Origin of the sequence: Arthrobacter liuii, from assembly GCF_014639275.1 — a bacterium.
Taxonomy (GTDB): domain Bacteria; phylum Actinomycetota; class Actinomycetes; order Actinomycetales; family Micrococcaceae; genus Arthrobacter; species Arthrobacter liuii.
Map to the genome: position 1 here is coordinate 1 of NZ_BMFW01000001.1, position 21,579 is coordinate 21,579.

Genomic DNA, 21,579 nt, shown 5'->3' on the forward strand with positions numbered 1-21,579 from the left:
GAGGCCTCCAGAATCGACAGCCCGCCGCACACCAAATCAACAAACTCAGTGCGGGCATTCGACGGGAACAACTTGACCATCTAACGCTCCATCAATCAGAGCGTTGCAACGACCCTATGACTTTGCCTCAAAAACATTGCGTTGAAATGCCATCTCGCGGAGGTGTTACTTTGCGTACTCCCGCGCGCCGGCAAGCTCGGCTTCCAGCGCTGCGAGCTGGCGTTCGACGGCGGCCGGTGCGGTGCCGCCCTGGGAGTTGCGGCTGTTGAGCGAGCCCTCCGTGGACAGCACGGTCCGGACCTCGGGAGTCAGGTGCTCCGAAATGGCCGCGTACTCTTCGTCGGTCAGGTCCCACAGCTCCACGCCGCGGGACTCGGCCTGCTTGACGGCCGCGCCGGACAGTTCGTGCGCTTCGCGGAACGGCACGCCCTGGCGGACCAGCCATTCGGCGATGTCGGTGGCCAGCGCAAAGCCCTGGGGTGCCAGCGATTCCATCCGCTCCGTGTTGAACGTGAGGGTGGCGATCATGCCGGTGACTGCCGGGAGCAACAGCTCCAGGGTGTCCGCGGCATCGAACACCGGTTCCTTGTCCTCCTGCAGGTCGCGGTTGTACGCCAGCGGCAAGCCCTTGAGCGTGGCCAGCAGCCCGGTCAGGTTGCCGATCAGGCGTCCAGCCTTGCCGCGCGCCAGCTCCGCCACGTCAGGGTTCTTCTTCTGCGGCATGATCGAGGACCCGGTGGAGTACGAGTCATGCAGCGTTACGAAGGAGAACTCCTTCGTGGCCCAGAAGATGATTTCCTCGGAGATGCGGGACAGGTCCACGCCGATCATGGAGCAGACCCAGGCGAACTCGGCGAAGACATCGCGGGACGCGGTGCCGTCGATCGAGTTGTGCACGGCGGAGTAGAACCCCAGGTCCGCCGCCACGGCCTCCGGGTCCAGGCCCAGCGAGGACCCGGCCAGCGCACCGGAACCGTAGGGCGAAACGCCTGCGCGCTTGTCCCAGTCCTGGAGCCGCTGCACGTCGCGCAGCAGGGCCCAGGCGTGGGCCAGGAGGTGGTGGCTGAGCAGGACTGGCTGGGCGTGCTGCAGGTGCGTGCGGCCCGGCATGGCAACACCGTGGTGCGCCTTTGCCTGCTCCACCAGCGCGTCCACCGTGGCCAGGACGCCCCGGGCGATGATCCGCGCATGGTCGCGCAGGAACATCCGGCCCAGGGTTGCCACCTGGTCGTTGCGGGACCGGCCTGCGCGGAGCTTGCCGCCCAGCTGGGCGCCGGCGCGCTCGATCAGGCCGCGTTCCAGCGAACCGTGCACGTCCTCATCGGATTCAGCGGGCACGTAGGCACCGGAAGCTACGTCCCCATCCAGCTGCGCCAGGGCTGCCAGCATGCCTTCCAACTCGGCGTCGTCCAGCAGTCCGGCCTTGTGGAGCACGCGGGCGTGGGCCTTGGAGCCGGCAATGTCGTACCGGGCCAGGCGCCAGTCGAAGTGCGTGGACTTGCTCAGCGCCGCGAGGGCGTCGGCGGGGCCGCCGGCGAACCGGCCGCCCCACAGCGCGCCGGTGTTTGTGGCTTCGGTTTTTTGGGTTTCGACAGGCTCAACCACCGAAACTTACTTCCCTGCGACGCGGATGTCGCGGCCGGAGGCAACCTTGGCGGACATGCCCCACAGCTCGATGAAGCCCTTGGCCTGGGACTGGTCGAAGGTGTCGCCGGTGTCGTAGGTGGCGAGGTCGAAGTCGTAGAGCGAGGTCTCGGAGCGGCGGCCGTTGACGATGGCCTGGCCACCGTGGAGCACCATGCGGATGTCGCCGGAGACGTACTTCTGCGTGTCCTCGATGAAGGCGTCCAGGGAGCGCTTGAGCGGGGAGAACCACTGGCCGTCGTAGACCAGTTCGGCCCAGCGCTGGCCCACGGTGGCCTTGAAGCGGGCCTGCTCGCGCTCTACGGTGATGTCCTCGAGGTGCTTGTGGGCGGTGATCAGCGCCATGGCGCCCGGTGCCTCGTAGATTTCGCGGGACTTGATGCCCACCAGGCGGTCCTCGACGACGTCGATCCGGCCCACGCCCTGGGCGCCGGCGCGGCGGTTGAGTTCCTTGATGGCCTGCAGCGGGGTGACCTTGACGCCGTCGATCGCCACGGGTACGCCGGCCTGGAAGGAGATAGTGACCTCATCCGGTGCCGGCGGGAACTCCGGGGTGGCGGTGTAGTCGTAGATGTCCTTGGTGGGGGCATTCCAGATGTCCTCGAGGTAGCCGGTTTCCACGGCGCGGCCCCAGACGTTCTGGTCAATCGAGTATGGGTTCTTCTTGGTGGTCTCGATGGGCAGTCCCTTTTCCTCGGCGAAGGCGATGGCCTTGTCGCGGGTCAGGGCGAGGTCGCGGACTGGTGCGATGCACTTGAGGTCCGGGCCGAGGGTCTGGATGCCCACTTCGAAGCGGACCTGGTCGTTGCCCTTGCCGGTGCAGCCGTGGGCAACGGTGGTGGCGCCGAATTCGCGGGCAGCCTTGACCAGGTGCTTGACGATGACCGGGCGGGAGATGGCGGACACCAGCGGGTAGTGGCCCTGGTAGAGGGCGTTGGCCTTCAGCGTGGGCACGCAGTATTCGTTGGCGAACTCGTCCGAGGCGTCGGCCACGTAGGCCTCGACGGCGCCGCAGCCCAGGGCGCGCTGGCGGATGGTTTCCAGCGATTCGCCGCCCTGTCCGACGTCGACCGCCACGGCGATGACCTCGGCACCGGTGGCTTCACCGATCCAGCCGATGGCGACGGACGTGTCCAGGCCGCCGGAGTAGGCAAGCACAATGCGTTCAGTCACTTCAGATGCTCCTTGTGGGGTTTGTTGGGTTGATTGTCTTCAAGCTTATTGCCCGGCTTCCTCGGCCAGCTGCAGGAAGCGGGCGGCGAGGTCCGGGCCGCCCAGCGGGTCGCGCGAGACCAGCAGGACGGTGTCGTCCCCGGCGATGGTGCCCAGGATGGACGGCATCACCGAGTGGTCGATGGCCAGCGCCAGGAAGTTCGCGGCGCCGGGCGGCGTCCGCAGGACTGCGATGTTGGCGGAAGCTTCCGCCGTGACCAGCAGTTCACTGCACAGCCGGGCCAGCCGGGCGTCCAGGATCTCCTGGGTCACGCCGCTCTTGGCGCCCCGTTCGCCGCCCTCGCCGGGGACTGCGTAGACCAGGACGCCCTCCTTGCCGCGGACGCGGACGGCGCCCAGTTCCACCAGGTCGCGGGACAGCGTTGCCTGGGTGACCTGCACGCCGTCGTCCGCCAGCAGCGCGGCAAGTTCCGCCTGCGACCGTACAGACTGCCCCGTCAGGATTGCGGTGATGCGCGCCTGCCGGGCGGTCTTGGTGGCGGGACTGGTGCCCGGGGAGGACGGCTGGGCGGACACTAGAACGTGCTCTCCCCGGTCCCCTCAACTGGGGAAAGACCTTCGACGAAGGCCAGGCCCGAGCGGTGCATCAGCCAGGCCATCAGCGCCTTCTGGGCGTGCAGCCGGTTTTCCGCCTCATCCCAGACGATGGACTGCGGGCCGTCAATGACATCGGCGGATATCTCGTAGCCGCGGTAGGCAGGCAGGCAGTGAAGCACGACGGCGTCATCCGCAGCAAGTGCCATGGCGTCCGAGTCTACGGAGTAGTCCCGGAACAGCTGCATCCGGGCTTCCTTCTCGGCCTCCTGGCCCATGGACACCCAAGTGTCGGTGGCGACGACGTCGGCCCCCCGCAGCGCTTCCTTGGCGTCGGTGGTGATGAGCACCGAGCCACCGGTCTCGGCTGCGCGCTCCTTCGCTGCGGCCACGATCTCCGCGGCCGGCAGGTAGCCTGCAGGGCCTGCGATGCGGACGTGCATGCCGGCCGTAACCCCTGCCAGCAGGTAGGAGTTTGCCATGTTGTTGGCGGCATCGCCCAGGTAGCTCATGGTGAGCCCCTTGAGTTCGCCCTTGTGTTCCTTGACGGCGAGCAGGTCGGCCAGGAGCTGGCACGGGTGGTAGTCATCGCAAAGGGCATTGATGACCGGCACCTTGGAGTTCTCCGCCATGGCCACCAGGCCAGAGTGCGCGCCGGTGCGCCACACGATGGTGGACACCATCCGCTCGAGCACCCTGGCGGTGTCCTCCACGGATTCCTTGTGCCCGATCTGGGCTTCCCCGGGGTTGATGATCAGCGCGTTGCCGCCCATGTCGGCGATGCCGGTGGCGAAGGAGACGCGGGTCCTGGTGGAGGTCTTGTCGAAGATCACGGCCACGGTCTTGCGGCCGCTGCCCTGCGCGGCGAACGGCTGGACGCTGTAGGGTGCTGCCTTCATGCGGGCAGCGAGCTCCAGGACCTCCGCCTGCTCGGCGGGGCTGAGGTCGGTGTCCTTGAGGAAATGCCGGGTGCTGCCAGGCACCGAACCAAGGGATGAAGCTGTGGGGTTCACTGTGCGTCCTTAGCTGCTTGGAAGATTGCCGGGAAGGCGGCGAGGAAGGTGTCGGCCTGCGCCGTGGTGAGGATCAGCGGCGGGGCAAGCCGGATGGTGTGCGGGCCCGGGCTGTTGAGGATGAAGCCTGCATCGAGGCCGGCCTGCACGACGGCCGGGGCAACATCGGCGTCGAGGTCGAAACCGATCAGCAGCCCCTCCCCGCGGACTTCCGTCACGCCGGGGATCGCAGCCAAGGCAGAGCGCAGGTGCTCCCCCAGGGCCGTGACGTTGGCCAGCACGTTCTGGCTTTCCAGGGCGTGCAGCGTAGCGAGGGCGGCGGCCGTCGCCACCGGGTTCCCGCCGAAGGTGGTCCCGTGCTGGCCGGCGGACAACAGCGACGACGTCTGCCCGCCAAAGGTGATCAGGGCGCCGATGGGGAAACCGCCGCCGAGGCCCTTGGCCAGGGTGACGGCGTCCGGGACGATCCCGGCATCCTCACTGGCCAGCCACTTTCCGGTCCGGCCGATGCCCGTTTGGACCTCGTCCAGGATCAGCAGCGCACCTACCCGGGCAGTCAGCTCCCGCGCGGCCTTGAGGTAGCCCGGCGGCAGCGGACGGACGCCTGCCTCACCCTGGATGGGCTCCAGGAAGACGGCAGCAACGGTTTCATCCACGGCCGCCTCCAGCGCGGCGATGTCGCCGAACGGGATGTGCACCACGCCGCCGGGCAGCGGCTCGAAGGGCGCGCGGTAGGCTTCCTTGGCGGTGAGGGCCAGCGCTCCCATGGTCCGACCGTGGAACGCGCCTTCGAGGGCGATGATCTTGGTGCGCTTGACCGGGCCATCGCCGGCGTTGCGGCGGGCAAGCTTGAAGGCGGCCTCATTGGCTTCCGTGCCGGAGTTGCTGAAGAACACCTTGGAGCCGGCGGGAGCGTGGGCAAGTTCCAGGAGTTTCTCGGCCAGCGCCACCTGGGTGGGGCTGGTGAAGAAGTTGGAGACGTGGCCCAGGGTGGCCAGCTGGCTGGCAATGACCGACGTCACGAACGGGTGGGCGTGGCCCAGGGCGTTGACGGCAATGCCGCCCAGCAGGTCAAGGTATTCCTTGCCGTCGGCGTCCCAGACCAGGCAGCCGGCGCCGCGGACCAGGACCCGCTGCGGCGTGCCGAACACGCCCATCAGGGAGGAGGAGTAGCGGGACAGCCACTCGGAGCCACTTCCTGCCCCAGTCATAACGGAAGCTTTGGCGTCCGGTCCGGCGATGGGGGCCAGGGCGTGGTCGGGCACCGCGAAGCGGGCGGGGCCCCCATCGCCGGCCGGACTCACGTCAACAGTTTCGTTCATGCGTTCACTTCCTCGTCCGGGACGACCTGGGTGCCGATACCGGCGGTGGTGAAAGTTTCAAGAAGCATGGAGTGAGCCAGGCGCCCGTCCACGATGTGTGCCCGTTCCACGCCCTCATCAACCGCCTTCAAGCAGGCGGCCATCTTGGGGATCATGCCCGACTCGAGCCTGGGCAGCATGTCCCGCAGCTCCGATGCCGTGAGCGAGGAAATCAGGGAGGACTTGTCCGGCCAGTTGGCGTAGAGGCCTTCGACGTCGGTGAGGATGACCAGCTTGGAGGCGCCCAGCGCGGACGCGACGGCGGCCGCCGCGGTGTCGGCGTTGACGTTCAGGACCTGCCCAGTGGGCTGGAAGCGCGCGGTCCCCGCCACGCCGTCACCGCCGTCGACAATCTCCGGGGCCACGGTGGAAATCACGGGGATGCGGCCGGCGGCGAGGATGTCCACGATCCCGGCGGGGTCGACGCCGACCACCTCGCCTACCAGCCCAAGGTCCACTTCTTCGCCGTCCACCACGGTCCCGGTGCGGACGGCGCGCAGCAGGCCCCCGTCCTCCCCGGACATGCCGACGGCGTACGGGCCGTGGGAGTTGATCAGGCCAACGAGCTCCCTGCCCACCTGGCCGGTGAGGACCATGCGGACCACGTCCATGGCCTCGGGCGTGGTGACGCGCAGGCCGCCCTTGAACTCGGACTCAATGCCCAGCCGGCCCAGCATGGAGTTGATCTGCGGACCGCCGCCGTGGACCACCACGGGGTGGATGCCCACGTGATGGAGGAAGACGATGTCCTCGGCAAAAGCGCGCCGGAGCTCGTCGTTGACCATGGCGTTGCCGCCGTACTTGATCACCATGGTGGTGCCGGCGAACCGCTGGATCCAAGGCAGGGCCTCGATCAGGGTCGCGGCCTTGTCCTGGGCAGCGGACATGCTGGTGGTTTCACGCGTCTGGGTGTTCATGTGGTCACTTTCCGCAGCGGTTGTGCCGGCGGCGCGGTCCTCCTAGCTGGAGTAGGCGCTGTTTTCGTGCACGTAGTCGTGGGTGAGGTCGTTGGTCCAGATGGTGGCTTCGGCATCGCCTGCCTGCAGGTCTATCTCCACCAGCACTTCGCGCGGTTCCAGGTCCACCAGGGACCGGTCGTCGCCGATGCTGCCATTGCGGCAGATCTGGACGCCGTTCATCGCCACGTTGAGCTTGTCCGGCTCGAAGGCGGCGTCCGTGGTGCCGACGGCGGAGAGCACACGGCCCCAGTTGGGGTCCTTGCCGAAGATGGCGGCCTTGAACAGGTTGGAGCGGGCCACCGAGCGGCTGACCGACTCGGCATCGGCTTCGCTGGCTGCATTGAACGTGCGGATGGCGATGTCGTGGCTGGCGCCCTCGGCATCCGCGATCAGTTTCCGTGCCAGCTCGGCGCAGACCTGCGTCAGTCCTGCGCCGAAAACCTCAGCGGCAGGCACTGCCCCGGAGGCACCTGAGGCCAGCAGGACAACGGTGTCGTTGGTGGACATGCAGCCATCGGAGTCGGCGCGGTCGAAGGTGACGCGCGTGGCGTCGCGGAGGACGACGTCGAGCATTTCCGGCTGCACCAGGGCGTCCGTGGTGAGCACCACCAGCATGGTGGCCAGGCCGGGAGCCAGCATGCCGGCGCCCTTGGCGATCCCGCCGATGCTGAATTCCTGGCCGTCGGCGTCGGTGCCGATGAACAGGGCGGACTTGGGCACGCTGTCAGTGGTCATGATGGCGGTGCCGGCGGCCGGGCCGCCATCGGTGCTGAGTTCCGCCGCTGCAGCCTCAATCCCCGGCAGGACCTTGTCCATGGGCAACTGCTCCCCGATCAGGCCGGTGGAGCAGACGAACACGTCGGTTGCCGAGATGCCCAGCACCTTGGCAACTTTTTCCGCCGTGCTGTGGGTGTTCTGGAAGCCGGTGGGGCCCGTGCAGGCGTTGGCTCCGCCGGAGTTGAGGATAACGGCGTCAACGCGGCCGTCGGAGACCACCTGGCGGGACCAGTGGACAGGGGCTGCTGCCACGCGGTTGCTGGTGAAGACGGCGGCGGCGGCCTTGGACGGTCCGTCATTGACGACCAGGGCGAGGTCCGGGTTGCCGGAGGCCTTGAGTCCGGCGGTGACGCCGGCGGCCCGGAATCCCTGGGGTGCGGTGATGGTCACGGGGCTACTCCCTGCAGGTTGAGGCCGGCGGTTTCCGGCAGGCCGAGTGCGATGTTCATGGACTGCACGGCGCCGCCGGCAGTGCCCTTGGTGAGGTTATCGATCACGCAGGTGACGATCACGCGTCCGGTGTGGGCGTCGAACGCCAGCTGCATGGCCGCGTGGTTGGAGCCCTGGACGGACTTGGTCCCGGGCCAGTGGCCTTCGGGCAGCACGTGGACGAACGGCTCGTCGTCGTACGCTTCGGTCCAGGCCTGGCGCAGCTGCGCGGCTGTGGTGCCGGCCTTGACCTTTGCGGTGGCGGTGGTCAGGATGCCGCGGCTCATCGGGGCCAGGGTGGGCGTGAAGGAAACGGTGACCTTCTCCCCCGCCGCGTTGGCTAGGCCCTGCTCGATTTCCGGGGTATGCCGGTGCCCGCCGCCCACGCTGTAAGGGCTCATGGAACCCATGACCTCGGCGCCGATCAGGTTGACCTTGGCGGCCTTGCCGGCGCCCGAGGTGCCGGACGCGGAAACGATCACGACGTCGTCGGGCTCCAGCAGGTGCGCGGCGAACCCGGGGGTCAGTGCGAGGAGGGCGGACGTCGGGTAGCAGCCGGGAACGGCGATGCGCTTGGCTCCTTTGAGGGCTTCCCGCTGGCCGGGCAGTTCTGGCAGCCCGTAGGGCCACGTGCCGGCATGGGCTGAGCCGTAGAACTTTTCCCAGGCGGCGGGGTCCTCGAGGCGGTGGTCGGCGCCGGCGTCGATCACCACTGTCCCTTCCGGCAGCTGGGCGGCGATCTCGGCGGAGGCTCCATGCGGCAGCGCCAGGAAGACGACATCGTGGCCGGAGAGGTTCTCCACCGTGGTGTCCTCGAGGATGCGGCTGGCCAGCCCGTGCAGGTGCGGCTGCAGTTCGCCGAGGCGGGAACCGGCGTTGCTGTGGGCCGTGATGGCGCCGATGGTCACACCGGGGTGCCCGGCAAGAATGCGGAGGACCTCACCCCCGGCGTAGCCGCTGGCTCCCGAAACCGCAACAGAAATAGTCATGCTTCGACTATACAGCAATAGTTATGCATTAGCATCGATATTTATGCATAGGCGGTGTCCGGGATCAGGCCAACACTTGTCGTCCCGGCCGGAGGTGTCCCTAGGATGGATTCGGCAGCCGGGGCCGGAGACGCCGGGACCCGCGAAAGGAGAGCCATGACGCACGCAATCGTCGCACGGCAGGCAGGCGGACCGGAAGTCCTTGACTACGCCGAGGTTGAACCGCCCGTTCCAGGTCCGGGGCAGCTACTGTTCAAAGTCGGGGCGGCCGGCGTCAACTTCATCGATACCTACAAGCGCAGCGGCACCTACAAAGTGCCCTACCCCTTCACCCCCGGATCGGAGGCCGCCGGGACGGTGGAGGCGGTGGGCGAAGGGGTGGCCGGCTTCGCTGTCGGCGACCGGATTGCCACGGCCGAGGGCATCGACTGCTACGCGGACTACGCGCTGGTGGACGAGGACGCCGCGCTGCCGGTACCAAAAAGCCTTGACATCTTCACCGCCGCGGCCCTTCCCCTGCAGGGCGTCACGGCCCACTACCTCATGAACTCGACCTTCAAGGTGGAGCCCGGCCACAAGGTCCTGCTGCATGCCGGCGCCGGCGGTGTGGGCCTGCTCCTGATCCAGTTGCTTAAGGCACGCGGCGCGGAGGTCATCACCACAGTCTCCACTGACGGGAAGGAGCGGTTGGCGCTCGACGCCGGCGCGGACCACGTCCTGCGGTACGACGGCTTCGCGGAGCGGGTCAGGGACATCACCAGCGGCACCGGCGTGGACGTGGCCTACGACGGCGTGGGCAAGGACACCTTCGACGGCTCGCTCGCTGCGTTGCGGGTTCGGGGAATGCTGGTGCTGTTCGGTGCCGCTTCCGGACCCGTCCCGCCGTTTGACCCGCAGCGCCTCAACGCCGGCGGCTCGCTGTTCCTGACGCGCCCCACCATGGGGCACTACCTGCGGAACGCGGAGGAGCGGCGCTGGCGCTCGGATGAGGTCTTTGCCGCCGCCGCGGACGGCAGCCTGAAGGTTCGGATCGGCGCACGCTACCCGTTGAGCCAGGCGGCCCAGGCGCACCGCGACCTCGAGGGCCGCAAGACGACCGGGAAGGTCATCCTGGTGCCCTAGTTTTTGGGTCACAGCGAAGAAGTCCCCGCAATCAACATGATTGCGGGGACTTCTTTCCTCTTTGTGGACGTGCCGCGCTTACCGCTGGACAGCTCCGAAGCGCTCGGCAGCCAGGGCGACGGCGCTCTCGCGCGCCGCAGAGGCTTCGTCAGCGGTCAGGGTGCGGTCCGCTGCACGGAACCGCAGCCCGAAGGCCAGCGACTTCCTGCCCTCTTCGATGCCCTTGCCTGCATAGACGTCGAACAGTGCCACGTCCTCCAGCAGCTCACCGGCACCTTCACGCAGTGCGGCAAGAACGTCGTCTGCCGGCACGTCGGCCGGGACCACGAGGGCCACGTCCTGGGTGGCCAGCGGGAACGTGGAGATGTGGCGGGCCACGATCACGTCCGGCGCTGCCTCGAACAGGGCGTCGGCATTGATCTCCACTGCCACTGAACGGGCAGGCATGTCCGAGGCCGCCAGCAGCTTGGGATGCAGTTCGCCGGCGTAGCCCACCACCTCACCGGTGCGCAGCGCGAGCTGTGCCGTGCGGCCGGGATGGAATGCCTGGTGGCTGCCCTGGGTCACCACAAGGTCCACGCCGAGGACATCACCGGCAAGGCGGGCAATATCCAGCGCGTCCGCCCAGTCCCAAGCCCGCGGGGAGTGTGCGGCCGCGGCAGGTGAATCGTGGCCGGTCAGGACCGCGGCGAGGTGGAACGGTTGGTCCGGGACGCCGTCGTATAGTGCGTCCAACACCTCATCGGCAGGCTTGGCGCCCAGCGGCGGGATGGCGGGGGTGCCCATGGTCGCGCCAGGCAGGAACACCAGGCCCGATTCGAACAGGGCGAGGTCGCGGAAGCCACGGGAATGGTTCCGCTTGGCCACCTCGATCAGCCCGGGCAGGATGGACGTGCGCAGGTAACCTTGCTCTTCACTGATGGGATTGGCGAGCTTGATGGCACTGCGCCCGGCACCCTGTTCGGCCGTTCCAAAGGTGTCGTTGGCTGCCTTGGACACAAACGGGTAGGACAGGACCTCGGTGAGTCCGGTGTCCGCCAGGGCCTGGATGAGGCGCCGGCGCTGCTGTTGGACCCGGGTGAGGCCGCGGCCCGGAGGTGCCACCGGCAGTGTGGCGGGGATCTTGTCGTAGCCCACCAGCCGGGCAATCTCCTCCGTCAGGTCTTCCTTGGTCTCAAGGTCGCTGCGCCAGCTCGGCGGCGTAACGGTCCACCCGGCGTCGTTCTTGACCACGACGGCGCCCAGGTCCTCAAGGGAAGTGACGATCTGGCTGTCAGTGAAGTCGATGCCGATGCGGGCGGCCGCGAAGCCGGCGGGCAGCTCGATGGTGATGGTTTCCGGGGCGGTGCCAACGTCGGTGCCGGCTTCGTCCGCGGTGCCGCCTGCCAGTTCCACCAGGAGGTCCACCACGCGCTGGGCGGCGATGCCCGCCACCTGCCAGTCAACGCCGCGTTCGAACCTCTTGGACGCTTCGGACGGCAGCTTGTGCCGGCGCCGGGACCGCCCGATGGACACCGCGTCGAAGTGCGCTGCTTCCACCAGGATGTTCGACGTCGAATCGCCCACCTCGGTTGCCGCGCCGCCCATGACGCCTGCGATGCCGATGGCGCCGGAGTCGTCGGTGATGAGCAGGTCCTCGGTGTCAAGGGTGCGTTCCTTGCCGTCCAGGGTGGTGATCTTCTCCCCCGCGGATGCGCGGCGCACCACGATGTCCCCGGACAGCTTGTCCAGGTCGTAGCAGTGCGTGGGCTGGCCCAGCTCGAACATGACGTAGTTGGAGATGTCCACCGGCAGCGAGATGGAGCGGACGCCTGCCAGCCGGAGCCGGGAGACCATCCAGGGCGGGGTGGGCCGGGTGGCATCCACACCGCGGACGGTGCGGGCCACGAATCGGTCGCAGCCGGGCTTGCCGTAGATGGGGGCGTCGTCGTTGAGCTTGACGCCGTAGCCGCCGGAGAGCTCCGCGGGAGCTGCCACCTTCGTGGCCGGGTCCGTGAAGGAGGTTCCGGTGGCGTGCGCGTATTCGCGTGCCACGCCGCGGATGGAGAACGCGTAGCCCCGGTCCGGTGTGACATTGATTTCGGCGGCTTCGTCGTACAGCCCCAGCAGCTCCATGGCGTCGGTGCCCACTTCCGGGTCGAGCCCAATGCGGGACAGCACCAGGATGCCGTCGTGGTCCTCGCCGATGCCCAGTTCACGGACGGAGGCGATCATGCCCGCGGAGAGGTGGCCGTAGGTCTTGCGCGCCGAGATGTGGAAGTCGCCGGGCAGCACGGCGCCCGGAAGCGTGACTACCACCTTGTCGCCCTCAACGAAGTTGTGGGCACCGCAGATGATGCCCTGGACACCGGAAGGGTCGATCCCGTCACCGGTAAGGGTCTGTTCCTGTCCTTCGGGGACGACGCGGACCTGGCACCAATTGATGGTTTTGCCGTTGGTCTGCGGTTCCTTGACCAGGCTCAGGACCTGGCCGACCACCACTGGACCCTGCAGGGTGTCCGTGGGGCGGTGGACCGCTTCCTCTTCGAAACCGACCTTGACCAGCTCGGCCATGACGTCTTCGGCCGTTGCACCGGCCGGTACTGCCGCGAATTCACGCAGCCAGGAAAGTGGGATACGCACTGTTAGATCTCCATCCCGAAGTGCTCGCTGAACCGTACATCGCCTTCGATCATGTCGTGCATGTCAGCAACCTCGTTGCGGAACATGAGCGCCCGCTCGATGCCCATGCCGAAGGCAAAACCTGAATAGACGTCCGGGTCGATGCCGGCGGCGCGCAGGACGTTGGGGTTGACCATGCCGCAGCCGCCCCACTCGATCCAGCGCGGGCCGCCCTTGGCGCCGGGGTGGAAGATGTCCAGCTCGGCGGAAGGCTCAGTGAAGGGGAAGTAGTTGGGGCGCAGGCGGACCTTCGCCTCCTCGCCGAACATCTGCCGGGTGAAGTGTTCCAGGGTGCCGAGCAGGTCTGCCATGGACAGGCCCTTATCGATGGCGAGTCCCTCGAACTGGTGGAACACCGGCGTGTGCGTGGCGTCCAGCTCATCGGTGCGGAACACCTTGCCCGGGCACAGCACGTAGATGGGCACCTCGCGCTCCAGCATGGAACGGACCTGCACCGGTGAGGTGTGGGTCCGCATCAGCAGGTGGGCTTCAGGTGGCTCGACGAAGAAGGTGTCCTGCATTTCGCGGGCAGGGTGGTCCGGCTTGAAGTTCAGGGCATCAAAGTTGAACCATTCCGATTCCACCTCCGGCCCCTCGGCGATTTCCCAGCCCATGCCCACGAAGATGTCCGCCACACGGTCCTGCAGCGTGGAGAGCGGATGGCGGGCACCGGCACGACGGCGGCGCGGGGCGGCGGTGACGTCCACGGTTTCCTCCACCAGGATCCGGGCGTCGTTTTCGGCTTCGAGCACCGCGGTCCGGTCGGCGAGCGCCTTGTTGACCCTGCCGCGGGAGGCGCCCATCAGCTTTCCGGCGAGCGCTTTCTGGTCCTTGGGCAGGCGGCCGATTTCGCGGTTGGCCAGGCTGAGCGGGGATTTCTCGCCGCTGTGGGCAAGGCGCACCGCCTTCAGCTCGTCAAGGGTGGCCGCACCGGCGATGGCGGTGATGGCCTGGTCTACAGCGGCGTTGATGGCGGCCTCATCCGTAGGGTTCGGGATGGCGGCGCCCGGCAAAGTTTCAGTCATCTACTGTTCTTAGCTACGAGTCGTGGCTGCCGGCAGACGGGCAGCCACACGCGGTTTCCCGCCCGGCGCGTCCGTCGCTGGCAGGTCATGGATGAATGCGCTGAACGTCAGTGTCATTCAATGACCAGGTCAGGGCTCGCCGGCAGGACCGGCGGCCACTACCCTCCAGTCTAGTTGAACCCTCCGGCTACCATGGCCTCATGACTTTGCGGCAGCGCGCGGGTTCCGTTCACGGCCCGACGACGGCCCAGCGGCTCAGGCGGGCAGCGAACCTCCTCAACGGGAGCACCCTGGCGGGGCTCGCCGTCGCCCTCGCCGCCCGGACGCGCATCAGCGCCGGGCCGCGCGGACTGGTCATCGCCGCCGGTTACCGCTGGCGGCTTCCCTTCGCACATGCCTACACCTTAGGCAACGTGGTGCTGTGCCGCAGCTCGGCCGAAGACCTGTTGTCACGGCCGGCACTCCTGGGGCACGAGGAGAGGCACTGCAGCCAGTACGCGGGGTGTATGGGACTTCCCTTCGTCCCGTTGTACCTGGCCGCCGCCGGCTGGTCAGTGCTGCGCACCGGTAATCCGGGGACGGCGAACATCTTCGAACGCCGGGCCGGACTGGCCGCCGGCGGTTACCCGCTCACAACCGAGAGGCAGGCGTGATGGGCCAGGAAACGCATGTTCACGGGGACGCAGGGACCGTCACCGCCACGGGGACCGGCTGGGCGGNCGCGGGGACCGGCTGGGCGGAAGCGGCCCCGGACCAGATGCTGGTTTCGGTAGGAGTGGAGTGCCGCGCGGAATCGGTGGACGAGGCGTACGAGGCCGCCGGAGAGCGCCTGGCAGCGGTGGACGCGGTCCTCCGCAGCCGGGGTATTGCCCCCGCCGATATCCGTTCGGCCGGCCTGTCCGTCCGCGCCGACCTCGCCTGGCGGGATGGCGAAGGCCAGAAACTCGTGGGCTATGTGGCTGCCAGCAACCTCACGGTCCGGCTGCGGGACATCGAACACGCGTCCACCGTCGTCTCCGAGGCGGTCCGCGCCGCCGGGGACACCGTCCGGCTGAACAACTTTCAACTGGTCCTCTCCGACGAGTCCGCCGTCCGGGCAGAGGCCCGGGATGCCGCATGGCAGGATGCGCTCCGGACCGCCGAACAGTACGGCGCCTTGGCATCGGCCACCCTGGGGCGGGTGCTGTCCATTGCAGACCAGCGCCCGGCGCCGGGGTCTGTCCCGCTTGCCGGGCTGCAGCGGGCTTCCGCTGCGGAAGACCTGGCGGTTGAACCGGGCCAGAACCGGGTGGAGGCAGCCGTGACCGTCACCTGGGAGCTGCGGCACTAGCGCGGCTTGGGCGTTGCGGCCTTGACTTCCATTCGAACATGTTTTCGAATAGAGACCATGAGATGGGAAGCGCAAGCACTCGTGCCGGCGCCGGACGCTGCGGACGGAGGAGCAGGCCCGGCGTTGCTTCCGCTGGCAGGCCTGGTCCGCTCCGTGACCACCCCCGAGTTCGCCGGCATCACGTTCCACGAGGTCACTGCCAAATCAGTGCTCAACCGGGTGCCGGCCGGGTCGAAGATGCCGTTCGAATGGACGGTGAATCCCTACCGTGGCTGCAGCCACGCCTGCGTTTACTGCTTTGCCCGTAAAACGCACACTTATCTGGACTTCGACGCCGGCATGGACTTTGACAGCCAGGTGGTGGTGAAGGTGAACGCGGCGGAGGTCCTCCGCAAGGAACTGAACAAGGCATCCTGGACGCGGCAGCAGGTGGCACTGGGCACCAATACCGATCCCTACCAGCGGGCCGAGGGTCGGTACCGGCTCATGCCTGGAATCATTGCCGCCTTGGCGGAGTCCGGCACTCCCCTGTCCATCCTCACCAAGGGGACCCTGCTGGGGCGCGACATTCCGCTGCTCAAGAGCGCTGCCACGCAGGTGCCCTTGGGCCTGGGCATTTCGCTGGCCATGACGGACGAAGCCCTTTCGGAGGCGATCGAACCCGGCACCCCCGGCCCCCGGGCCCGGCTCAAACTGGTCTCCCGCTTGCGCGAGGCTGGACTGCCCTGCGGCGTGATGGCCATGCCCATCCTGCCGTGGCTGTCCGACGGCGACGAAGCCCTGGATGCGCTGTTCGGCTCGCTGGCGGCGGCCGGCGCAACGGGCGTGACCGCGGGTGCACTGTACCTGAAACCGGGTACCAGGGAATGGTTCATGAAGTGGATCGCGGCCAACCACCCCGAATTGGCAGGCCGCTACCGGCGGCTCTACGGGACCGGTTCCTATGCCTCCAAGGAGTACCGGACGTGGCTCGCGGCCAAGGTCCGCTATTTCAAGGCACGCCATGGCTTTTCGCGTTCCTCCGGCTTCAGCCACCGCGACCTGGACAGCCCGGGCCTGGACGATCCACGGGCCGAGGAAGCGCAATACCCGGCCGGCAGCATTCCCGCCACCAGTAGAGATGGCGCCGCCACCGTTCCCGCCTCCCGGCCCTCGCAGCAGGACGCGCTCTTCTAGCGGGTCCTGCCGGGAGCCACCACCACGGAACCCAGGAGCGCATGGACAATCGGATAATCGGCCGGGATCCACGGCAGGCCTAAGACCGCTTCCCGGTCCTGCAGATCAACCCAGCGCAGTTCGTCATGGTCTTCAAGGGGCAGTGGCTCGCCGCGGGTCACCTCGGCGAACCAGACCCTCATGCTGGCCCTGTCATTCAGGGGCCACCCGTCCGGTTTTTCCGCAGGGAGCTCCGATCCCAAGCGAACGCCGATTCCGAGTTCCTCTTCCAGCTCCCGCACCAGCGCCGTTTCGGGTTCCTCGCCCGGTTCCACCTTGCCCCCTGGAAACTCCCACATCCCCGCCAAGTGCTCCGGCGCGCTCCGCCTTGCCACCAACAGGGCCGCCGGGCCGGCCAGGCTGTCCACCACGGCTCCGCCCACTACCTGAATCAGTCCAGTCACCTGCCCATTCTATGGGCCACAATGGGAATGGCCCGGAACAGTATGTCCCGTCCGAGGGAATAGCGCCAGCCCGCCCAGGGTTTGCCACACTGTCCGGATCCTCCTGCCCCATTGCCGTGGCGTTCGTCCCATTTCCAGTTCCACCTTTGAGAAGCAGGCATATGAGCAGCGTTCTTTCCCCGTCCACGGCGGCCAGCACCAAGGCCCCCAACATCGGCATGGCCATCTTTGCCCTGGCCATGGGCGGTGTGGGCATCGGCGTCACCGAGTTCACCATGATGGGCCTGCTGAAGGAAGTGGAACAGGGCCTGGGGATCAGCACTCCCGAGGCCGGGCACCTGATTTCAGCCTATGCGCTGGGAGTGGTGGTAGGGGCTCCCCTCCTGGCCGCCGTCGGAGCCAAGCTTCCCCGCAAGAACCTGGCGCTGGGGCTCCTGCTGTTCTTCACTGTGGCCAACCTGACCTCGTTCATCGCCCCCGACTACGGATCGATGCTTGTGTCCCGCTTTGCTGCCGGCCTTCCACACGGGGCATTCTTCGGGGTTGCGGCCGTGATCGCCGCCTCCCTGGTGCCGCCCACCCGGCGCGGCTGGGCGATCTCGATGGTCATGGCAGGACTCAGCGTCTCCAACGTGGTGGGAGTGCCGTTCGCCACGTGGCTGGGCCAGACGTTCGGCTGGCGCCTGCTGTTCGTCCTGGTGGGTGCCATCGGCGTGCTGGCGCTGGCAATGGTGTGGAAATTTGTCCCCTTCCAGCACGCCCACCCGGACGCCAGCATCCGGCGCGAACTCGGGGCCCTCAAGCGGCTCCAGGTGTGGCTTGCCCTCCTGGTGGGCATCGTCGGCTTCGGCGGCTTTTTCGCCACCTACACCTACATCGCGCACACCATGACCGCCGTGGCAGGCATCCCCTCGGCAATGATCCCTCTGGTGGTGGCGCTCTACGGGCTGGGCATGGTGGCCGGGAACATCATCGGCGGCAGGCTGGCCGACAAGTCGGTCATGGGCACGCTGTACCGGGTCCTCCCAGCCATTGCCGTGGCCCTGGTGGTCTACGCGGTGGCGGCGCACTGGCAGTGGAGCGCCTTGGTCATGGTGTTCGTGGTGGGAGCGTCCGGCTCCATGCTGATCCCGGCCCTGCAAACCCGGCTGCTTGACGCCTCGCCGGACGCACCGTCGCTTGCATCCTCCCTTAACCATGCAGCGCTGAACGTCGCCAATGCCCTGGGTGCATTCCTCGGCGGCCTGGTCATCGCCCTCGGCTGGGGCTTCGTTGCCCCCGCCCTGGTCGGTGCCGTCCTCGCCGTCCTGGGTTTCGGCGTCGCCCTCCTCAGCGGCCTGCTGGAACGCAAAAGGCCGCTGGCTGCCTGATCCGCACCGCCCGGGCCCGGAGCCTGCCTCCGGCAAGGCCGCTGGCTGCCTGATCCGCACCGCCCGGGCCCGGAGCCTGCCTCCGGCAAGCCCGCTCCCCGGCAGGCGCTCAGCTCCGCGGCGTTGCCGTGGAGGGCTCCTCCCCGGATCCGGCGGCTGCCGAACGGTGCAGGTCCGGCTCAAGGTAGATCACGCGGGCAATGGGCACGGCAGCCCGGATCCGCTCCTCGGAGCGGTCAATGGCCCGGGCTATTTCCTCGCCGGTCGCGGAGCGGCTGACGGCTATCTTGGCCGCCACCAGCAGTTCCTCCGGCCCCAGGTGCAGCGTTTTGAGGTGGATGACGCGGCCGCCGTCCGATTCGATGGCGGCGCGGATGCGCTCCACGTCACCCTTCGTGGCGGACTCACCCAGCAGGAGCGACTTGGTTTCCAGTGCCAGCACCACGGCAATGGCCACCAGCAGAAGGCCGATCATCCCTGTGCCGGCGGCATCCCATGCACCGTTGCCCGTGGCCAGCGTCAGGCTCACGCCGATCAGCGCGAACAGCAGGCCCAGGAGGGCGCCGACATCCTCAAGCAGGATCACCGGCAGTTCGGGCTGCTTGGCGCTGCGAACGAACTTGACCCAGGACTGCTTGCCGCGGGTGTGGTTGGATTCGCTGATGGCCGTCCGGAGGGAAAATGACTCGGCGATGATGGCACCCACCAGCACAGCCAACGGAACCCACCAGAAACCGCCTTCGATGCCGTGCGGGTGCAGGAACTTCTCCCACGCTTCAAAAAGCGCAAACAAGCCGCCCACCGTAAACAGCACAATCGACACAATGAACGCATAGATGTACCGCTCACGGCCGTACCCGAAGGGGTGCTCGGGACTGGCGGCACGCTGTGATTTCTTGCCGCCCACCAGGAGCAGCAGCTGGTTGCCGGAGTCCGCCAGGCTGTGGATGGCCTCCGCAAGCATTGATGAGGACAGCGTCAGGACGTACGCCAGGAATTTCAGGACCGCGATGCTCAGGTTGGCGGCGAGAGCCGCAATGATCGCCTTGGTACCGCCACTTGCAGCCATTGGGACCTCACCTCTTTGCCGGTTGTGGAAAGTCGGTTCTTGCGGAGGCGGGCCATGATCCCGCCCAGTCATTACCGTACCCGGACCGGCTTTAACGATGCAGCAACGCTGCTCCCCGGGCTACTGACTTTGCGGGGTGCTTATGTTAGCTTGAGCCTCATCGGGACTATTTTTCCCGGTCACAATAGGAGGAGACATGGGTTTTCTTGCTTGGATTATTTTGGGCCTGATTGTCGGGGCCATCGTTAAAGCCGTTATGCCCGGACGGGTCGGCGGCGGCTGGGTAACCAGCCTTATCCTCGGTGTCGTTGGAGCCATTGTTGGCGGCTGGATTGGAAGCCTCCTGTTCAACAAGGGCGATCTTTCCTTCTTCGACCTCGGCACCTGGATCCTCGCAATCGTCGGCGGCCTTCTTGTTGCCGGCATCTACGGAGCCGTTACCGGTCGTGGAAAGGCTACCCGCGCACCCTGACCGCTCTGTCATCCAATAACCAGCGGGCCCCGGAGTTTCCGGGGCCTTTCTTTGTGCCCGGGTTTTCGTGTGCCCAGGTTTTCGTGTGCCCGTGCATGTCTGTGCAGCCATGCGGCGCTGGCGTTGCCTGCACAAGAGCAGTGCGCAAAAGGCAGGACCTGGGAACGTCGCTGCCGGGCCGCCGTCGTACTCCCTGTACCGGACGCTCCTAAACTGCTTGTTCCTGCCCCGCCGTTGCCGCAGCGCGGCGCTGGGAGCGGGCGCTGGCGTAGAGGCAGACGGTGGCCGCAGTCCCAAGGTTGAGGCTTTCGGCGGCGCCATAGACGGGAACTGCCACCCGGTGGTCCGCAAGTTCCAGCTCCTCCTCTGAAAGCCCCTGTGCTTCATTCCCGAAGAACCAGGCGGTAGGTTTGGCCAGGTCGTACACCGAGTCCGGCCCGGCTCCGGTGAGCCTGCGGCGCGCGTTCTCGTCCTGCAGGACATCCAGGTTCAGATGCCCGTGGCCGTCGGCAGCGAGGATACCGATGCCTTGGGCCTTGCAGGCCGTGGCCAGTTCGGCGGGGTCAGCGGCCAGGACGACCGGAAGGTGGAACAGCGATCCCGCGGTGGAACGGACCGCCTTGGGGTTGTAGATATCGACGCTGGACGCGGTGAAAACCACGGCATCGGCACCGGCGGAATCGGCCGCCCGCAGGACAGTCCCGGCGTTCCCCGGATCCCTGACCTGGCACAGCACAGCAAGCAGGCGGGGGCCGGCGTCGAGCACGTCCGCCAAGGCCGCGTCGACGAAACGGCAGACGGCGACTATCCCCTGCGGGTTGACGGTGTCGGCCATGGCCGCCAGGACCTCATCGGTGGCCAGCCGCGCATTGGTGCCTTCGGCAAGCTCTTCGAATTCGGGAAAACGGTCAAGGCAGCTTTCACTGGCGAAGACCTCGGTGACCACTCCGGGGGCTCCGGCCGCAAGGCGCCGCTGGTGGAGTTTGAGTGCTTCGCGGACGGCCTGCGGCCCCTCGGCCAGGAACTGTCCGCGCTTTAAACGGGCCGGGCGCCCTGCAAGCTTTGCCACGTCCCTGACCCGATCGGCTCGGGGGTTGGACAGTGGAAAATCTTGCGGGCGCCCGGTTTCGTTCATACAAGAACTGTAGTAGCTGCTGCTACATGTTCCGGAACGGGCCCCTCAGTCGAGGGGCGGCAGCGGCTGCTAGGCTGCGGCAACCTTCTTGGCGGAGGTGTCTGCCGGCAGGGAATCCTTGGCCACCTGGACCAGTGCGGCGAAGGCGTTGGCGTCAGAGACGGCAAGCTCGGCCAGCATACGGCGGTCAACCTCGACCTCAGCGGCCTTCAGGCCCTGGATGAGGCGGTTGTAGGTGAGGCCGTTGGCGCGGGAAGCAGCGTTGATGCGCTGGATCCACAGGCGCCGGAAGTCGCCCTTCTTCTTCTTGCGGTCGCCGTAGCTGTACACAAACGAGTGCAGCAGCTGCTCTTTGGCCTTGCGGTACAGGCGCGAACGCTGTCCGCGGTAGCCCTTCGCCCGTTCAAGAACAACCCGGCGCTTCTTGTGGGCGTTAACCGCCCTCTTCACACGTGCCACGTGCGTACTCCTTCGAAAATCTGATCCCAAGCATCTGTTGCCGGCGTTCCGGCGGCCTGAGAAGGCTGTTTGGCAGGTGACGGACTACCAGGAAGCGGTCCATCAATAAACTTGGAAACTAGATGCCGAGCATCTTCCGGATGACCTTGGCGTCGCCCTTGAAGACGATCTTGTCGCCGGCGAGGCGGCGGGTCAGGCGGCTGGACTTGTGCTCCAGGTAGTGGCGGCGGTTGGCCTGCTGGCGGCGCAGCTTGCCGCTGCCGGTCAGCTTGAAGCGCTTCTTAGCACCACTGTGGGTCTTCATCTTCGGCATGGGAACCGATCTCCTTACGTTTCTGCGGGCCCGGGGGCCGGCAGTTCTATCGCGCAGCCGCCCCT

The 21,579-nt window shown here is 67.2% G+C and carries 21 protein-coding genes; 6 read left to right on the plus strand and 15 right to left on the minus strand.

Translation table 11 applies throughout. The annotated features are described in order from the left end of the window. Positions 1–165: 165 nt before the first annotated feature. The 8 genes from argH to argC form a co-directional block, all read right to left on the minus strand. On the minus strand, positions 166–1,605 hold the full coding sequence (argH, locus tag IEW19_RS00005) for an argininosuccinate lyase (protein WP_188569657.1): 1,440 nt from the start codon (positions 1,603–1,605) through the stop codon (positions 166–168). 6 nt (positions 1,606–1,611) lie between these two features. Further along, positions 1,612–2,817, minus strand: coding sequence for an argininosuccinate synthase (locus IEW19_RS00010; RefSeq protein ID WP_188569658.1), 1,206 nt, complete (start codon positions 2,815–2,817; stop codon positions 1,612–1,614). A gap of 45 nt (positions 2,818–2,862) precedes the next feature. Then, entirely contained in the window at positions 2,863–3,393 is a 531-nt protein-coding gene (locus IEW19_RS00015) for an arginine repressor (protein ID WP_159632296.1), read from the minus strand. Next, positions 3,393–4,394 (minus strand): ornithine carbamoyltransferase, encoded by a 1,002-nt coding sequence (argF, locus tag IEW19_RS00020; RefSeq protein WP_188569989.1) that lies wholly within the window; start codon positions 4,392–4,394, stop codon positions 3,393–3,395. Before argF ends, IEW19_RS00015 begins: the two co-directional genes overlap by 1 nt. Positions 4,395–4,420: 26 nt before the next feature. After that, a complete protein-coding gene (locus tag IEW19_RS00025) occupies positions 4,421–5,635 on the minus strand; it encodes an acetylornithine transaminase (protein ID WP_229748254.1) in 1,215 nt (404 codons plus the stop codon). Between the two features lie 107 nt (positions 5,636–5,742). Continuing rightward, the gene (argB, locus tag IEW19_RS00030; protein ID WP_188569660.1) at positions 5,743–6,702 is read right to left on the minus strand and encodes an acetylglutamate kinase; all 960 of its coding nucleotides are present in this window, start codon (positions 6,700–6,702) and stop codon (positions 5,743–5,745) included. Between the two features lie 42 nt (positions 6,703–6,744). Further along, positions 6,745–7,911 (minus strand): bifunctional glutamate N-acetyltransferase/amino-acid acetyltransferase ArgJ, encoded by a 1,167-nt coding sequence (gene argJ / locus IEW19_RS00035; protein ID WP_188569661.1) that lies wholly within the window; start codon positions 7,909–7,911, stop codon positions 6,745–6,747. After that, on the minus strand, positions 7,908–8,939 hold the full coding sequence (argC, locus tag IEW19_RS00040) for an N-acetyl-gamma-glutamyl-phosphate reductase (protein WP_188569662.1): 1,032 nt from the start codon (positions 8,937–8,939) through the stop codon (positions 7,908–7,910). Before argC ends, argJ begins: the two co-directional genes overlap by 4 nt. A gap of 156 nt (positions 8,940–9,095) precedes the next feature. On the opposite strand from argC, the gene IEW19_RS00045 reads away from it, so the two are divergent. Beyond that, a complete protein-coding gene (locus IEW19_RS00045) occupies positions 9,096–10,061 on the plus strand; it encodes a quinone oxidoreductase family protein (protein WP_188569663.1) in 966 nt (321 codons plus the stop codon). A 78-nt stretch (positions 10,062–10,139) separates the two neighbouring features. On the opposite strand, the gene pheT is transcribed toward IEW19_RS00045, so the two are convergent. Together pheT and pheS are read right to left on the minus strand one after the other, a co-directional pair. Then, positions 10,140–12,683 carry a phenylalanine--tRNA ligase subunit beta gene (pheT, locus tag IEW19_RS00050; protein ID WP_188569664.1) on the minus strand — a complete coding sequence of 848 codons (2,544 nt, stop codon included), beginning with the start codon at positions 12,681–12,683 and terminating at the stop codon, positions 10,140–10,142. A 2-nt stretch (positions 12,684–12,685) separates the two neighbouring features. After that, on the minus strand, positions 12,686–13,747 hold the full coding sequence (pheS, locus tag IEW19_RS00055) for a phenylalanine--tRNA ligase subunit alpha (RefSeq protein WP_188569665.1): 1,062 nt from the start codon (positions 13,745–13,747) through the stop codon (positions 12,686–12,688). 200 nt (positions 13,748–13,947) lie between these two features. On the opposite strand from pheS, the gene IEW19_RS00060 reads away from it, so the two are divergent. The 3 genes from IEW19_RS00060 to IEW19_RS00070 all read left to right on the plus strand — a co-directional run bounded on the left by IEW19_RS00060 (position 13,948) and on the right by IEW19_RS00070 (position 16,253). Further along, a complete protein-coding gene (locus tag IEW19_RS00060) occupies positions 13,948–14,400 on the plus strand; it encodes a hypothetical protein (RefSeq protein ID WP_188569666.1) in 453 nt (150 codons plus the stop codon). 104 nt (positions 14,401–14,504) lie between these two features. Continuing rightward, entirely contained in the window at positions 14,505–15,077 is a 573-nt protein-coding gene (locus tag IEW19_RS00065) for an SIMPL domain-containing protein (RefSeq protein WP_444541728.1), read from the plus strand. 57 nt (positions 15,078–15,134) lie between these two features. After that, complete coding sequence (locus tag IEW19_RS00070; protein WP_188569668.1) at positions 15,135–16,253, plus strand: Rv2578c family radical SAM protein; 1,119 nt, start codon at positions 15,135–15,137, stop codon at positions 16,251–16,253. On the opposite strand, the gene IEW19_RS00075 is transcribed toward IEW19_RS00070, so the two are convergent. Next, complete coding sequence (locus IEW19_RS00075) at positions 16,250–16,696, minus strand: (deoxy)nucleoside triphosphate pyrophosphohydrolase (RefSeq protein ID WP_188569669.1); 447 nt, start codon at positions 16,694–16,696, stop codon at positions 16,250–16,252. The genes IEW19_RS00070 and IEW19_RS00075 overlap by 4 nt on opposite strands. Positions 16,697–16,857: 161 nt before the next feature. Here IEW19_RS00075 and IEW19_RS00080 point away from each other — a divergent pair, with 161 nt between their 5' ends. Continuing rightward, on the plus strand, positions 16,858–18,066 hold the full coding sequence (locus IEW19_RS00080; protein WP_188569670.1) for an MFS transporter: 1,209 nt from the start codon (positions 16,858–16,860) through the stop codon (positions 18,064–18,066). A 109-nt stretch (positions 18,067–18,175) separates the two neighbouring features. Here IEW19_RS00080 and IEW19_RS00085 read toward each other — a convergent pair whose 3' ends face one another. Next, positions 18,176–19,135: a cation diffusion facilitator family transporter gene (locus IEW19_RS00085; RefSeq protein WP_188569671.1), complete on the minus strand. Its 960-nt coding sequence runs from the start codon at positions 19,133–19,135 to the stop codon at positions 18,176–18,178. A gap of 196 nt (positions 19,136–19,331) precedes the next feature. Between IEW19_RS00085 and IEW19_RS00090 the strand changes: the two genes are divergently transcribed. Then, positions 19,332–19,607 (plus strand): GlsB/YeaQ/YmgE family stress response membrane protein, encoded by a 276-nt coding sequence (locus tag IEW19_RS00090; protein WP_188569672.1) that lies wholly within the window; start codon positions 19,332–19,334, stop codon positions 19,605–19,607. Between the two features lie 208 nt (positions 19,608–19,815). On the opposite strand, the gene IEW19_RS00095 is transcribed toward IEW19_RS00090, so the two are convergent. The 3 genes from IEW19_RS00095 to rpmI all read right to left on the minus strand — a co-directional run bounded on the left by IEW19_RS00095 (position 19,816) and on the right by rpmI (position 21,514). Further along, entirely contained in the window at positions 19,816–20,742 is a 927-nt protein-coding gene (locus IEW19_RS00095; RefSeq protein WP_188569673.1) for a TrmH family RNA methyltransferase, read from the minus strand. A 69-nt stretch (positions 20,743–20,811) separates the two neighbouring features. Then, a complete protein-coding gene (rplT, locus tag IEW19_RS00100) occupies positions 20,812–21,201 on the minus strand; it encodes a 50S ribosomal protein L20 (protein WP_018763610.1) in 390 nt (129 codons plus the stop codon). 118 nt (positions 21,202–21,319) lie between these two features. Then, on the minus strand, positions 21,320–21,514 hold the full coding sequence (gene rpmI, locus IEW19_RS00105; protein WP_009358635.1) for a 50S ribosomal protein L35: 195 nt from the start codon (positions 21,512–21,514) through the stop codon (positions 21,320–21,322). Positions 21,515–21,579: the final 65 nt, after the last annotated feature.